Genomic DNA, 14328 nt, shown 5'->3' on the forward strand with positions numbered 1-14328 from the left:
GTCGTGTCCTTGGTTCAGGCCGCGGTGCCGATGCGCTGCAGGCGGTAGCTGCCGTCGAGCACGCCGTTCACCCATTCCTGGTTGTCCAGGTACCAGTCGACGGTGAAGCCGATGCCCTGTTCAAAGGTGTACGCAGGTTCCCAGCCCAGGTCATTCTTCAGCTTGGAAGCGTCGATCGCGTAGCGGCGGTCATGGCCGGGGCGGTCGGCAACATAGGTGATCTGGCTGCTGCGCGGCTGGCCGTCGGCACGCGGGCGGCGCTGGTCCAGCAACGCGCAGATCGCCTGCACCACTTCGATGTTCTGCTTTTCCGAATTGCCGCCGACGTTGTAGGTCTCGCCGACCTGGCCCTTGGCCAGCACGGTACGGATCGCTTCGCAGTGGTCGGACACGAACAGCCAATCGCGCACCTGCTTGCCATCGCCGTACACCGGCAGCGGCTCGCCGGCCAGCGCCTTGGCGATCACCAGCGGGATCAGCTTCTCCGGGAAGTGGTACGGACCGTAGTTGTTGGAGCAGTTGGTGGTCAGCACCGGCAGCCCGTAGGTATGGTGGAACGCTCGCACCAGGTGGTCCGAGGCGGCCTTGGACGCCGAGTACGGCGAGTTCGGGGCATACGGGGTGGTTTCGCTGAACTTGCCGGTCTCGCCCAAGGTGCCGTACACCTCGTCGGTGGAGACATGCAGGAAGCGGAACGCCGCGCTCTGCTCGGGCGGCAACGCCTTCCAGTAGTCCCGCACTGCCTCAAGCAGGCCGAGGGTGCCGACGACATTGGTCTGGATGAAGGCGCCAGGGCCATCGATCGAACGGTCGACATGACTTTCGGCGGCGAAGTTCAGCACGGCATCGGGCTGGTGCTCGGCCAGCAGGCGGGCAACCAGCGCACTGTCGCCGATGTCGCCCTGCACGAACACGTGATTCGGGTTACCGTCCAGGCTGGACAGGGTCTTCAGGTTGCCGGCGTAGGTCAACGCATCGAGATTGACGACCTTGATGCCGCTGGAGACGGCCTCGAGAACGAAGTTACCGCCAATGAATCCGGCACCGCCGGTGACAAGCCACGTGGGCACTACCTGTTCTCCTGTTCGATGTTTCGCCCCCAGGCACTCGCAGCACCCCGGGAGCGCGACAGAATACATCGGCGACCTCTTCACGACTGCCCGCCGCAGGTGAACGAAGGCTCCCAGCGGCCCGTTTCCGCCGCACCGCAGCAAAACCATACGCATTCGCATGGTCGCCTTCGGCCAGTTAGAATCGGGGTCCCACCCCCGAACCGGTTGCTGTGCGAGGACCGGACGTTTCCCGTTACTGTGAGCCGGCCAGCGACCGGCACTACAAGGATCTCGTACCAGATGAAAATCCTCGTCGCGTACAAGCGCGTGGTGGACTACAACGTCCGCATTCAGGTCAAGCCGGACGGCTCCGGCGTGGTCACCGACGGCGTCAAGCTGTCGCCCAATCCCTTCGATGAAATCGCCCTGGAAGAGGCCCTGCGCCTGCGCGACAAGGGCATCGCCACCGAGGTGGTTGTCGCCACCATCGCCCCGGCCGACGCCCAGGCGCACCTGCGCAATGGCCTGGCCATGGGCGCAAACCGTGCCATTCACGTCGTTACCGACCAGGCCATCCAGCCGCTGACCGCCGCCCGCACCCTGCTCAAGCTGGTTGAGAAGGAACAGCCGGACCTGGTGATCCTGGGCAAGCAGGCCATCGACGACGACGCCAACCAGACCGGCCAGATGCTGGCCACGCTCTGGGGGCGTCCGCAGGCCACCTTCGCCAGCAAGCTCGACATTGCCGACGGCAAGGCCACGGTAACCCGTGAAGTCGATGCCGGCCTGGAAACGCTGGAAGTGGACCTGCCGGCCGTGGTCACCACCGACCTGCGCCTGAACGAGCCGCGCTTCATCAAGCTGCCCGACATCATGAAGGCCAAGGCCAAGCCGCTGGAGACCCTGCAGCTGGCCGACCTCGGTGTTGAAGCTGCCGACACCTTCAAGACCACCCAGTACGCCGCACCGTCCAAGCGCAGCAAGGGTGTGATGGTCAAGGACGCGGCCGAACTGGTTGCCGCACTCAAGCAGAAGGGGTTGCTGTAATGAGCAAGATTCTCGTCATCGCCGAGCACCACGACGGCAAGCTCAACGCCGCTACCGCCAAGACGGTCAGCGCCGCAGCCGCCATCAGCGGCGCCAGCATCGACGTGCTGGTGCTGGCCGCCGACCCGACCGCCGTTGCGGCTGAAGCGGCCAAGATCGCCGGCGTCGCCAAGGTCCTGACCGTGGCCAACGCCGCCAACGCACAGGCGCTGGCCCAGGTACTGGCCCCGCAGATCGCACAGCTGGCCACGGGTTACACCCACGTGTTCGGCCCGTCGACCACCTTCGGCAAGGACCTGATGCCGTGCGTGGCCGCCCTGCTTGGCGTCAACCAGGTCTCCGACCTGATGGCCGTCGAAGGCAGCCACACCTTCAAGCGCCCGATCTACGCCGGCAACGCGATCATCACCGTGGAAGCACCAATCGACCAGATCGTGGTCGCCACCGTGCGTGCCGCGTCGTGGCCGGAAGCCGCCCAAGGCGGCAGCGCCTCGGTTGAGGCCGCAAGCGTCGACGCCTCCCTGCCGACCCACACCCGCTTCGTCGGCCTGGCCGCCGGTGCCAGCGACCGCCCGGACCTGCAGAGCGCCAAGCGCGTGGTCTCCGGTGGCCGTGGTGTTGGTTCGGAAGAGAACTTCAAGGTCATCTTCCAGCTGGCCGACAAGCTCGGCGCCGCCGTGGGTGCTTCGCGCGCCGCGGTGGATGCCGGCTACGTGCCCAGCGACCTGCAGGTCGGCCAGACCGGCAAGATCATCTCGCCGGAGCTGTATGTGGCCGTGGGCATCAGCGGTGCCATCCAGCACCTGACCGGCATCAAGGATGCCGGCACAATTGTCGCCATCAACAAGGACGCGGATTCGCCGATCTTCGAGATTGCCGACATCGGCCTGGTCGGGGATCTGTTCACGATCCTGCCGGAGCTGGAAGCGGCGCTGGGCTGATGCGTCTGCAGGAATGCCGTGCAATCAACAGGTTGCACGGCATTCCAGCATTTTGGAGGGCCCGCAGGGACGCTGGGCAGGATCACTCGTTCCAACAGGGCCAGTCGCTATAATCCGGGGTCAACCCGTGAAGGACTGCATTGATGACGCTCCCGTGTTTCAAGGCCTACGACATCCGCGGCCGCGTCCCGGACGAACTTGACGAACGCCTGGCTCGCCGTATCGGCGCCGGTACTGCGGCGTTGCTCGGCCCGGGACCGGTAGTTGTGGGACACGACATCCGACTGAGCAGCCCGGCCTTGTTGCAGGCGGCCATCGAAGGCCTGACCGCAAGCGGTCGCGATGTCATCGACATCGGCATGTGCGGCACCGAGGAAGTGTATTTCCAGACGTTCCACCGCAAGGCGGCAGGCGGCATCATGGTGACGGCCAGCCACAATCCGATGGATTACAACGGGATGAAGCTGGTACGCGACGGCGCCAAGCCGATCAGCGGCGACACCGGCCTGTTCGATATCCGCGATTTTGCTGCTTCCGACGCTCCGCTTGGCGACGGCAAGGGATCGGTCTCCAGCGACACCGACAAGACTGCCTATATCCAGCACCTGCTGGGCTATGTCGATGTGGCCAAACTGAAGCCGCTGAAGATCGTCACCAATCCGGGCAACGGCGGTGCCGGCCTGATCATCGACGAACTGGCCCCGCACCTGCCCTTCGAGTTCATCCGCATCCAGCATGAACCCGATGGCAGCTTCCCGAACGGCATTCCCAATCCGCTGCTGCCGGAGAACCGCGCGGCCAGCCGCGACGCAGTGCGTGCCAGTGGTGCGGACTTCGGCATCGCCTGGGATGGCGACTTCGACCGTTGCTTCTTCTTCGATGCCGACGGCAATTTCATCGAGGGCTATTACCTGGTCGGCCTGCTGGCCACTGCCCTGCTCGTCCGCCAGCCCGGCGGCAAGATCATCCACGACCCGCGCCTGACCTGGAACACCGTGGAGATGGTCGAGCAGGCAGGCGGCGTACCGGTGATGAGCAAGACCGGCCATGCCTTCATCAAGGAACGCATGCGAGCCGAGGACGCCGTCTATGGCGGCGAGATGAGCGCCCACCACTACTTCCGCGAGTTCGCCTACTGCGATTCGGGCATGATCCCGTGGCTGCTGATCGCGCAGCTGGTATCGAGCAGCGGCAAGTCGCTGGGCGAACTGGTGGCCGACCGCATGAAGGCCTACCCCTGCAGTGGTGAAATCAACTTCCGCGTCGAGGATGCCAAGGCCACCGTGGCCCGCGTACTGGCCCATTTCGAGCCGCAGCAGCCGCTGCTGGATCGTACCGACGGGGTAAGCGCCGATTTCGCGGAATGGCGCTTCAACCTGCGCAGCTCCAACACCGAGCCGCTGCTGCGCCTGAACATCGAAACCCGCGGAAACGAGGCCCTGCTTCAGGACCGCATCCGTGAACTGACCGACTTGATCGGCGGCACGCCGGCAAATCACTGAGTAAAGGACGCACCATGACTCCAATCGTTCCCGTCATTCTTTCCGGCGGCTCCGGCACGCGCTTGTGGCCGCTGTCGCGCGAGGCATACCCGAAGCAGTTCCTGCCGCTGGTCGGCGATGACACGATGCTGCAGGCCACCTGGAAGCGCGTCGCATCGATCGCCGGTGCTGCGCCGATCGTGGTCGCCAACCAGGAACACCGTTTCATGGCTGCCGAACAGCTGCGCGAGTGCAAGGTCCTGCCGCAGGCGCTGATCCTGGAGCCGGTGGGTCGCAATACCGCTCCGGCCATTGCCATCGCCGCCCTGCAGGCGCTGGCCGGTGGCAATGATGCGTTGCTGCTGGTGCTGCCCTCCGACCATGTCGTGCGCAACGAAGCAGCCTTCCATGCAGCCGTGAAACAGGCCGCGGTTGCCGCTGAAGCCGGCAAGCTGGTGACCTTCGGCATCGTGCCGACTGCTGCGGAAACCGGCTATGGCTACATCAAGGCTGCCATCGGCGAAGGCGTACGCGCGGTCGACCGGTTCGTGGAGAAGCCCGACCAGGCCACTGCCGAGAAGTACGTCGCCTCAGGCGAGTACTACTGGAACAGCGGCATGTTCCTGTTCAAGGCCTCGCGTTACCTGAAGGAGCTGGAGACCCTGCAGCCGGCGATCCTGGCGGCCTGCCGCGCCGCGCTCGACAAGGCCGCCCGCGACAACGATTTCATCCGCCTGGATGCGGAAGCCTTCGCCGCCAGCCCGAACGATTCCATCGACTATGCGGTGATGGAAAAGACCGCCGATGCCGCCGTGGTCCCGCTGGATGCCGGATGGAACGACGTGGGCTCCTGGTCGGCACTGTGGGAGGTGTCCGACAAGGACGCCGACGGCAATGCCTGCCACGGCGACGTGATCGCGCTGGACTGCAAGGACAGCTATGCCTACGGAAACCGCCTGATCGCGATGGTCGGCCTGCAGGACGTGGTTGTGGTGGAAACCGATGACGCCGTGTTTGTCGGTCACAAGGACCGCGTGCAGGACGTCAAGGAGATCGTTGGCCAGATCAAGCGCGATGGGCGCAGCGAAGCCGCCGCGCACCGCAAGGTCTACCGCCCGTGGGGCGCCTATGACTCCATCGACAATGGCGCCCGGTTCCAGGTCAAGCGGATCACCGTCAAACCGGGTGCGACCCTGAGCCTGCAGATGCACCACCACCGTGCCGAGCACTGGATCGTGGTCAGCGGCACGGCCGAAGTGACGCGCGGCGATGAGGTCATCCTGTTGTCGGAGAACCAGAGCACTTACATCCCGCTGGGTGTGACCCATCGCCTGAAGAACCCGGGCAAGCTGCCGCTGGAACTGATCGAAGTGCAGTCGGGCAGCTATCTGGGCGAGGACGACATTGTGCGGTTCGAAGATCAGTATGGCCGTGCGGGAGTCTGATCAGTGAGTGCACTTGGCGCCGGCCAATCGAGGCCGTTGTGTGTTGATCTGGACGGCACCTTGTTACGCAGCGACCTGCTGTACGAGACCTTCCTGAGGATGCTTGCACGGCAGCCGTGGATGCTGTTTTTGCTGCCGTTCTGGCTGCTTCGCGGGAAAGCGCACCTCAAGCATCAACTGGCCGTACATGGCGCTGGTGATCCTGCACTGCTTCCCTACGACCTGCGCGTGGTGCAACTGTTGCAGGCCAGCAGCGACCGTCGGCGGGTGTTGTGCACTGCATCCGATGCTGCGCTGGTGGACCCGATCGCGCGTCACCTTGGCGTGTTCGACGACGTGTTCTGCAGCGACGGGCAGACAAATTTGGCCGGCCACCGCAAGGCCGAATTGTTGGTGAAGCAGTTCGGGGAACGCGGCTTCGACTATGTGGGCAACGCCCGGGTCGACCTTGCGATCTGGAAGCATGCGCACTCTGCATGGGTGGTCAATGCCGACGCGGGCGTTGCGCGGGCGGCCGCTGATTGTTCGAAACTGGTCGAGCATTGGCCTCGCGAAGGTGGCGGATTGCGGGCGTGGCTCAAGGCGATGCGGGTACACCAATGGTTGAAGAATCTGCTGGTGTTCGTGCCGCTGTTGGCCAGCCACCGTTTCTTGGAACTGGAGACCACACTCAACGCTGTGCTGGCGTTCATCGCCTTTGGTTTGTGCGCCTCCGGTGTCTACCTGTTCAACGATTTGCTCGACCTCGATGCCGACCGTCAGCACCCCCGCAAGCGTAAGCGGCCGTTTGCCTGCGGCCGTCTGGAACTGCGCTCAGGGCTGTTGGCCACACCGGTGCTGACTTTGACCGGCTTTCTACTCGCCGCCGCGGTCGCACCAGCATTCATGCTGGTGCTGGGAATCTACTTCTGCCTCACCTTGGCCTACTCGCTGCGGTTGAAGCAGGTAGTGATGATCGATGTAGTAATGCTCGCCGCGCTCTATACCATCCGCATTGTCGGGGGTGCGGCAGCAATCGACGTCACCCTGTCGTTCTGGCTGCTGACCTTCTCCATGTTCATCTTCCTCAGCCTGGCGATGCTGAAACGCTATACCGAGCTACGCCTGACCTTGGCCAGTGGCAAACTGAAACCCAGCGGGCGGGGCTACCATGTCGAGGACCTTGGCTTGGTGCAGAACTTGGGGACCGCATCCGGCTTGGCCTCCGTACTAGTGCTTTGCCTGTACATCAACGCACCGGAAAGCCAGAACCTCTACAACCACCCGCTGTTCCTGTGGCTGCTCTGTCCAATCCTGCTCTATTGGATCTGCCGCGCCTGGCTGCTTGCCCACCGAGGCCAGATGCACGACGATCCGGTTGTTTTTGCGGTTAAGGACCCAGGCAGCCTGATCACCGTACTGTTGGGTGGACTATCGGTGCTGGCCGCAATCTGACCGGATGTTCAGGCAAGCGACTAACGCTCCAGCACGAAAATGATCGACTCCCCGCTGCCGGCGGGGAGTAGTGGTCGGGCGAAAATGAACTGGAATAACGTCGGCCAACCAAGCATAAGGACTTCTGCCTTGCCTAACCAAGGCAGGACATACGGAAAATCCCAAAGGCCGTCGGCGAATCGGTGCACGACGCTGAATCCAGCCGCTTCGAACGCGGCCTGCCACTGGGAATGGGACTTCAGGTTGATATGGGTTGGATCGGTGAACGCGATCCAATCTTTACCCTTGCGACGGTGTGCAAACCCCTCGGCATCAGGGGTAACCACCATTGCCTTGGCCCCAGGACGGAGTACGCGGTGCCACTCGGCCAGGACGGCGTCGAGAGCGGGATCTTCGATGTGCTCCACGACATGCACCGACACCAGTGCATCCATGCTGGCATCAGCCAGCCCGGCCATCGACTCATGCACGTCAACCCCCGTCCTGCGCCGCGCCTCCGCGCTGGCCCACGGGCTTTGCTCGATACCCACTGCATTGAAATGACGGCGGAGGTGATCCAAGAAGAAGCCAGGACCACAACCGAAGTCAAGGATACGGCCGGGCGGCAGGTAACGCTTGGCCAGACGAGTGAAGAGTCTCAGCGCCGGACGATCGCCGTCCTGCCCGTTACCGCTGTAATACCGCTCGTTGTACTGCTCCGATACCTCGGTCACCATACGCTCCCTATGTCGCGCCAACGCACTCGAGAACAGCTTCAGAACTGCCGCCATGAAGGGTGATGGAGAGAACGCCCGAGCGCAAGGCCCCCCCGACCCGGGAGTCAGAGTGCCTGGGGAGAGCCGCCGTAGCAAGTTCACTGCTATAGGTTTGTGACGGCTGCTTTGGGAGGCGGATCAGGCCGCTGGGTGGGTCGGCTCACGTCCAACCAGCATCGCCTCCTGCAGGTCATAGAAGCGTCGGAGTGGATAGGCCCGCAATGCCTGTTCACGTACCCCGTTACGGGTTACTCCATGGCGGCTGGCCATCAGGCGCAGCATTGCCTCAGCCAGCGCGGGTGCATCTCCGATGGGCACGACTTCACCGTTACCGGTGTTCTGCACAATGGTTCGAACACCGGGAAGGTTTGAGGCGATTACCCGAGATCCGCTGAGCATCGCCTCCAATTGCACCATGCCGAATGCCTCATAGCGGTTGATGCTGGGAAGTACCAGCACGTCGAGCTGGGAATAAAAGGTTTGAAGCTCTTCTTCAGTGACCCGGCCACGTACTTCAACTGCATCACCGAGAGCAGCGATTGAGCCATGGATGGCATCCATGATGCCGCCGCCGGCAATGTTGTGAGTGTCGCCGACCAGCACCAGACGCACCCGTCCGGCGTGCTGCTCATGGACTTGTGCAAATGCCTCCAGCAGCACCGGCAGTCCTTTCTCGGCAACGAACCTGCCCACGAAGCCAAAGCGGAAGACCTCATCGTCCTCAATCTGCGCCACAGGCCAAGGCATTGCCTTCATGGGAGCCAGAACTTCACGCTGTTTGTGCCGAATGCCTTGCAACCAGGCAGATGAACCGGCGTAATCATGCGTCAAGACACCAACCTGACGTGCCCGTCTCACTGCCAGCCAGCATGAGATCCGAGTCACATTGACCGCCACGCGATCAATCAATCCACCGACCACTGCCATATCGCATTGGTAGTTAACAACCAGCTTACGGCTAGGAACCAGCATTGACAGCAGCCCGGACTCCAACATCGGCATGTGCAGATTGACTACATCGCTCTGTCTGGCCAAATGCACGAACTGTGTAATGAGTTTCCAACTCAATACGCCCTTATGCATCCGTGCGAATACCGGTGCACGCACCACACGCACACCATTCATCGCCTCCTCCAGCGGCAGTTCCGCATCGTGCTGGGTAGTGAGTACGGTAACGTCATGCCGCTTAGCAAGATCCTCCGCCAGCATGCGAGCAAACTCAGTAACGCCACTCATGTAAGGCGAGTAATACGTCAGGACGACAAGAATCTTCATGGATCAACTCGCGCTTACCAGCACAACGCCGGCGACAATGAGACCGATACCTGCCATGCGCAGGGGACTGACCTGCTCACCCAGGAACAACACTGCCAGAACCGGCGTCACCACGTAGGTCAGGGCGATCATTGGCTGCAATTTGGTGAGAGGCATGAACTTGAGCAACACCACCCAAGACACCAGCGGAATCATCTGGAGCACGAATCCACACACCAGCGGCGGATTGCGCAACGCTGACTCGAGCAGGGGCAGCAGCCCCTGCGTGTACTGAACCCTCTCCGCACCCATCTTGAGTAGCAGAGTTCCGAATGCACCCAACAATACCAACCCGAACACGATAAGCAATTGCATGCACAGTTACCTTGAAGAATGGAGTGGAGAAATCATCATCGGGTCACAATGATTCCGTCCTCCCGGAACATTCGCCTCCGGCCTGCCACGATCTCATCGCCGGCCGGGAAAAAACTACTTTGACGCCCCCCCAGCGCAGGAACTGGTGACCTCGCGAACGACCCAGAGCGCACCCGGGGTGGCATTGGGATCGGTGAAGGTAATGCGCTGCCATCCCGCAACCAATGGGATATCAATGCCTTCCGGGGCGAGACGATGTGGCTGCAAGCGCGCATTTCCCGCGTCGATGATCACTTCCAGTGAAGGATACTCAGCAGCATGATCGGCATGCAGGGTCAAATGACAGTCCGCGCCCTGATCAGCCGACACTAGAGCTTCGATCTCAAAGCCAGAAGCGACCGGGCAGCCCTCCGCCTGACACGCAAGCCAACCCCAGCCCGATACAGCGGCCACCGGGCCAGCCTTGGAAAGATCAACTAGGTTGTACTCCGTTGATGGTTTTATCGACTCTGGCGCGTACTTGAATGGCGATTGAACTCCCGTGAAGGACTTCAGCTGTACGACCCAACGTGGATCAGTGGCAGACTTCAGACTGTCTCCCAGCGCACGCCTTGCGTAGCCACCGCGCATTCCCTCTTGATCCAGCTTGGGCAGGTAAGCACGTGACAACCGCTCATGTGCGAGATAAGCGACGTAGTGCGACTTCTGGAATCTCTCTACTCCCTCTACACCGGTATCGTCTATCACCCAAGCTTGGTTGTCAGCTCCGGGCAAATCCCGCTCGAAATCCAGTGAAAGGCCATGCACACCTTTCCAGCCCTCCACAACGCGCATTGATGGACGCGCGTGTTCGTGGATTGCAGCCAGCATAAGCAGAAGAACAATCACACCGTAGACCAAGATTCCCCAGCGCTGCCACTTTCCTCGGTCGGCTTCGCTGAACACTCTGAACAAATTCAACAGCAGCGCCGCGGCAAGCACACAAGCCGCAGGGCCGATCATCTGCACGACCTTGTGTTCACCGTACGCGTAGTCACGGATCTCCACGAACCCGACCAGAAAAAGCGAGACCGCCACCAACGCCAGCAGCGCTGGACGCATTGACTTCAGGTAGACACAACCAACTCCGACGAACAGCGTCAAGGACCATCCGACCAAGAGCATTCCCGGGCTGACGTAGGGGCTGCCGTTGACCACCATCCCAGCGAATGGAGCGGCCAACCAGGTCCAAGGACTGGCATGAAGGTACATTCCTTCCCACGTCCCGCCGCTGGCAATACCTTCGACGTCGCTCGCCGACTGCAGCAGTTCGCCGAGCAGGACGTTGGATGCGATGAAAAACGCCCCGGCACACAGAAGTGCCCCTTTAAGGAAGGTGCTCCAAGAACGGTCCAGCAGGGCACCTGCAATCACACCGAAGGCGGCGAAAATCACGGCGGCGGCGGCGGCCTCACCGTAGCAATGCGCCGCCAGCGAGGCACCGAGTCCGAGCAACATCGCCCTGCGCCAACCGCACCGATCAAGGGACGTTGCAAGCGCCAACACCATTGCAGCCGCAGATGCGCCAATAGTGGTCGCGACGTTGCTGTTGATGGCCGCAGCCAACATGCTCGGCGAAAAATAGATCACAACCACAAGCAGCGCCAGCACGGGCAACCACAGGAAGCGCCACTTGGCAGTCCCGACCCTTCCCATTACCGCAACCGGAAGCAGGCCAACACCCATGAACAGGGCACCCAATGCTGAGGCGATAAGCATGTCATTGGCAGCTCGGCCCGCGCCAAAGGAGAGCGCCATGCCCAGCATCGAGTAACTGCCACCCCGATATACCGGACAGTCGATGCCGATGTAAACCGCACCAAGTCGGCATCCGCCTAGATGCAGGGCATCTGAGACCACCTCGGGCTCAACAAAGACCGGGTGGTTTACGGCCCAGCGTGCGCCCTCGAAATAAAAGAGCGTGTCATGGTTCGACGTTTCAACCAGCCAATAGTTGGCGGCGTCCACGCGCAGTCCAACTCCGTAGGCGACAGCGGCAACGGCAGCGGTCAGGATCAACAGCCAGACGAGAATCTCCGCTCCGCCGCTTCGCCGCAGCACGACCAGTCTCAGCAGGCCGCACGCCCCCAGGGCCACCAGCCCGTGATAGACCCACTTGCCCGGGAACCAGAGATTTACGTTGATCACGAAAAGCGCTGTTGCAATAACGCCAAGCGTCAAGCTGGCAGCCGCGCCCACAGCTCCCTGCAGGTCAGCGGGTAACAGCTCACCCTTGTTCGCACGCACGAACAGAGAGCCGCACGTGAGCAACACCATGGAGCATGCGGCGACGCTGAATACCGTCGCCATGTACGGAAGCATATCCAACAATCCCTAGTAGACGCCGTCGACAAAAGCGTCTCGACAGCTTGACAAAATATTCGGCAGCGAACGCTGATGAAAGGCATCTGCCGTGCGGGGGCGGCCTTGAACAGTCGCCTTCCTGCGAGGTTACCAACTAACCGCCCCAGTCGCCTGATCGATTCGAAAGACCGCAGTCTCTTTCTACTGTGTGCGCAGCATCCATTCGAGCGTCTGCTGGATAGGTGGGCTCTGCCAGTCTCCGATCAAATGCCTCAGCCGATCATTGCTACCTCGAAGTACGCGCACTTCGTTCGACCGGACAAAGGCCGGATTGATCTTTATCGAAATATCTTGCCCAGTAATCTGGCGGCAGAGATCGACGACTTCCCTCAGGGAATGTGAGTGTCCTGAGCAGACGTTCACGGTAGTAAGGGAAGCCAGCGGCAGTGCGATGAGTTGTGCATATGCATCGACCACGGCTCTCACATCACCGAAATCGCGCCAGACGTCGATGTTGCCTAGCTCAATTTCGGTGTCTCGCCGCAGGAAATGGGAAACTATCTTTGGAATAAGGTACTTCTCTTCCTGGCCGACACCCGTGTAATTGAACGGACGCGCAATGATCAGCGGAAGCTTTTCGCTCCACAGACCTGCGACGTGCTCCATCGCCAGCTTGCTGACTGCGTAGTCATTTGCTGGCCTGGGTGCGAAAGACTCGGAAATCTCGCCCTCGTAGGCATTCCCATACACATTCGCACTGCTGGCGAGGAGCACGCTGCTGGGCTGATGCCCAGCGTCCTGCATCGCTTGCAGCAGGTTGCGCGTTCCCATCAGATTGACCTGGTAGAAGTCGTCAACCTGACCGTGAGCAACATACGCCAATGCCGCGAGATGGATCACGTGGTCTGGGCGCACCTCGTCCATGACCCGTGTCAGAGCACGAAGATCACGCAGGTCTGCTCGTTTTACGTGCGCGACACCAGCCTGCGACTGTGGCGCGCCATCAGGCAGCCCGACAGCACTGGCCAAGGAAATTACGGAGTAATTTCGGCTTTCCAGCGCCTGCACCATGTAGCGCCCGGTGAAACCAGAGGCCCCCGTGACCAGTACAGTCTTGGGCGCGCCGTCAGAACGAGAAGCCACGCTCGTTCCTCTTGAGATCGGCCTCGACCATCATCTGGCACAGTTGCTCCAACGTGGTTTGCGGCTTCCAACCCAGAATGCGCTCGGCCTTCTCCGGATTGCCGATCAGCAGATCGACCTCAGCAGGGCGGTGGAACTTGGCATTGATGCGCATCACGGTCTTGCCACTGGCCGTATCGATCGCAACCTCATCGACGTCATTGCCCCTGAACTCCACATCGATTCCGGCGCCCTTGAAGGCCATGCTGACGAAATCACGCACGGTCTCGGTGCGATTGGTAGCCAGCACGAAAGTATCCGGCTGATCGGCCTGCAGCATGCGCCACATTCCTTCCACGTATTCCTTGGCAAAGCCCCAGTCACGCTTGGCATCCAGGTTGCCCAGTTCCAGGCAGTCCAGCTGGCCCAGCTTGATCTTGGCAACGGAGTCAGTGATTTTGCGGGTCACGAACTCACGGCCGCGCAGTGGGCTCTCGTGGTTGAACAGGATGCCGCTGGAACCGAAGATGCCGTAGCTTTCGCGATAGTTCACCGTCATCCAGTGCGCATAGAGCTTGGCCACGCCATAGGGGCTGCGCGGGTAGAACGGGGTTTCCTCGATCTGCGGAATCGCCTGGACCTTGCCGAACATTTCCGAGGTCGAGGCCTGGTAGAAGCGGATCTTCGGATTGATCAGGCGGATTGCCTCCAGCAGGTGCAGCGCGCCCACACCGGTAATCTGCGCAGTCGTGGTCGGCTGCTCGAAGCTGACGCCGACGAAGCTCTGTGCGGCGAGGTTGTAGATCTCGTCCGGCTGGATCTTCTGCACCATCGAAATGGTGGTACCCAGGTCGGTGAGGTCGTACTCCACCAAGTGGAGGTTGGGGTGTGAAGCCACGCCCAGTTCTTCAAGGCGCCAGAAGTTCACGGAACTACTGCGGCGATACGTGCCATGCACCTCGTAGCCCTTGGCGAGCAGCAGCTCGGTCAGATACGCGCCGTCTTGACCGGTGATGCCGGTGATAATCGCCTTTTTATTGCTCATTCCGATCTCTCTTCAAAAAAGTCCGTTATGGCGG

At 61.4% G+C, this 14328-nt stretch carries 12 protein-coding genes; 5 read left to right on the plus strand and 7 right to left on the minus strand.

Translation table 11 applies throughout. From position 1 onward, the window contains the following. Positions 1-14 precede the first annotated feature (14 nt). Complete coding sequence (gene rfbB, locus BW38_RS10450) at positions 15-1070, minus strand: dTDP-glucose 4,6-dehydratase (RefSeq protein WP_032976361.1); 1056 nt, start codon at positions 1068-1070, stop codon at positions 15-17. Positions 1071-1352: 282 nt separating this feature from the next. Between rfbB and BW38_RS10445 the strand changes: the two genes are divergently transcribed. The 5 genes from BW38_RS10445 (at position 1353) to BW38_RS10425 (ending at position 7400) form a co-directional block, all read left to right on the plus strand. After that, entirely contained in the window at positions 1353-2099 is a 747-nt protein-coding gene (locus tag BW38_RS10445; protein WP_032976362.1) for an electron transfer flavoprotein subunit beta/FixA family protein, read from the plus strand. Then, positions 2099-3040: an electron transfer flavoprotein subunit alpha/FixB family protein gene (locus BW38_RS10440; protein WP_032976363.1), complete on the plus strand. Its 942-nt coding sequence runs from the start codon at positions 2099-2101 to the stop codon at positions 3038-3040. Before BW38_RS10445 ends, BW38_RS10440 begins: the two co-directional genes overlap by 1 nt. A 143-nt stretch (positions 3041-3183) precedes the next feature. Beyond that, on the plus strand, positions 3184-4542 hold the full coding sequence (locus BW38_RS10435) for a phosphomannomutase/phosphoglucomutase (RefSeq protein ID WP_032976365.1): 1359 nt from the start codon (positions 3184-3186) through the stop codon (positions 4540-4542). Positions 4543-4556: 14 nt separating this feature from the next. Next, entirely contained in the window at positions 4557-5966 is a 1410-nt protein-coding gene (locus BW38_RS10430) for a mannose-1-phosphate guanylyltransferase/mannose-6-phosphate isomerase (RefSeq protein ID WP_032976366.1), read from the plus strand. A 3-nt stretch (positions 5967-5969) separates the two neighbouring features. Then, positions 5970-7400 carry a UbiA family prenyltransferase gene (locus BW38_RS10425; RefSeq protein WP_268844464.1) on the plus strand — a complete coding sequence of 477 codons (1431 nt, stop codon included), beginning with the start codon at positions 5970-5972 and terminating at the stop codon, positions 7398-7400. A gap of 20 nt (positions 7401-7420) precedes the next feature. On the opposite strand, the gene BW38_RS21230 is transcribed toward BW38_RS10425, so the two are convergent. The 6 genes from BW38_RS21230 to gmd form a co-directional block, all read right to left on the minus strand. Beyond that, positions 7421-8113 (minus strand): class I SAM-dependent methyltransferase, encoded by a 693-nt coding sequence (locus BW38_RS21230; protein WP_157804313.1) that lies wholly within the window; start codon positions 8111-8113, stop codon positions 7421-7423. A 180-nt stretch (positions 8114-8293) separates the two neighbouring features. After that, the gene (locus tag BW38_RS10420) at positions 8294-9430 is read right to left on the minus strand and encodes a glycosyltransferase family 4 protein (RefSeq protein ID WP_032976368.1); all 1137 of its coding nucleotides are present in this window, start codon (positions 9428-9430) and stop codon (positions 8294-8296) included. A gap of 3 nt (positions 9431-9433) precedes the next feature. Beyond that, positions 9434-9784, minus strand: coding sequence for an EamA family transporter (locus BW38_RS0120690; RefSeq protein WP_051585010.1), 351 nt, complete (start codon positions 9782-9784; stop codon positions 9434-9436). A gap of 114 nt (positions 9785-9898) precedes the next feature. Then, on the minus strand, positions 9899-12133 hold the full coding sequence (locus BW38_RS10415) for a hypothetical protein (RefSeq protein WP_152543304.1): 2235 nt from the start codon (positions 12131-12133) through the stop codon (positions 9899-9901). A gap of 195 nt (positions 12134-12328) precedes the next feature. Beyond that, entirely contained in the window at positions 12329-13270 is a 942-nt protein-coding gene (locus BW38_RS0120695) for a GDP-mannose 4,6-dehydratase (RefSeq protein ID WP_032976371.1), read from the minus strand. After that, positions 13254-14294 carry a GDP-mannose 4,6-dehydratase gene (gmd, locus tag BW38_RS10410; RefSeq protein ID WP_032976373.1) on the minus strand — a complete coding sequence of 347 codons (1041 nt, stop codon included), beginning with the start codon at positions 14292-14294 and terminating at the stop codon, positions 13254-13256. Before gmd ends, BW38_RS0120695 begins: the two co-directional genes overlap by 17 nt. Positions 14295-14328 lie beyond the last annotated feature (34 nt).

Origin of the sequence: Stenotrophomonas sp. RIT309 (assembly GCF_000632045.1) — a bacterium.
Taxonomy (GTDB): domain Bacteria; phylum Pseudomonadota; class Gammaproteobacteria; order Xanthomonadales; family Xanthomonadaceae; genus Stenotrophomonas; species Stenotrophomonas indicatrix.

Bases quoted from the DNA above. Each gene is read 5' to 3' on its own strand.
- BW38_RS10445 (WP_032976362.1), top strand. From the start codon at position 1,353: ATGAAAATCCTCGTCGCGTACAAGCGCGTGGTGGACTACAACGTCCGC.
- BW38_RS10435 (WP_032976365.1), top strand. From the start codon at position 3,184: ATGACGCTCCCGTGTTTCAAGGCCTACGACATCCGCGGCCGCGTCCCG.
- BW38_RS10430 (WP_032976366.1), top strand. From the start codon at position 4,557: ATGACTCCAATCGTTCCCGTCATTCTTTCCGGCGGCTCCGGCACGCGC.
- BW38_RS10415 (WP_152543304.1), bottom strand. From the start codon at position 12,133: ATGGCGACGGTATTCAGCGTCGCCGCATGCTCCATGGTGTTGCTCACG.
- BW38_RS10440 (WP_032976363.1), top strand. From the start codon at position 2,099: ATGAGCAAGATTCTCGTCATCGCCGAGCACCACGACGGCAAGCTCAAC.
- BW38_RS10420 (WP_032976368.1), bottom strand. From the start codon at position 9,430: ATGAAGATTCTTGTCGTCCTGACGTATTACTCGCCTTACATGAGTGGC.
- BW38_RS0120690 (WP_051585010.1), bottom strand. From the start codon at position 9,784: ATGCAATTGCTTATCGTGTTCGGGTTGGTATTGTTGGGTGCATTCGGA.
- gmd (WP_032976373.1), bottom strand. From the start codon at position 14,294: ATGAGCAATAAAAAGGCGATTATCACCGGCATCACCGGTCAAGACGGC.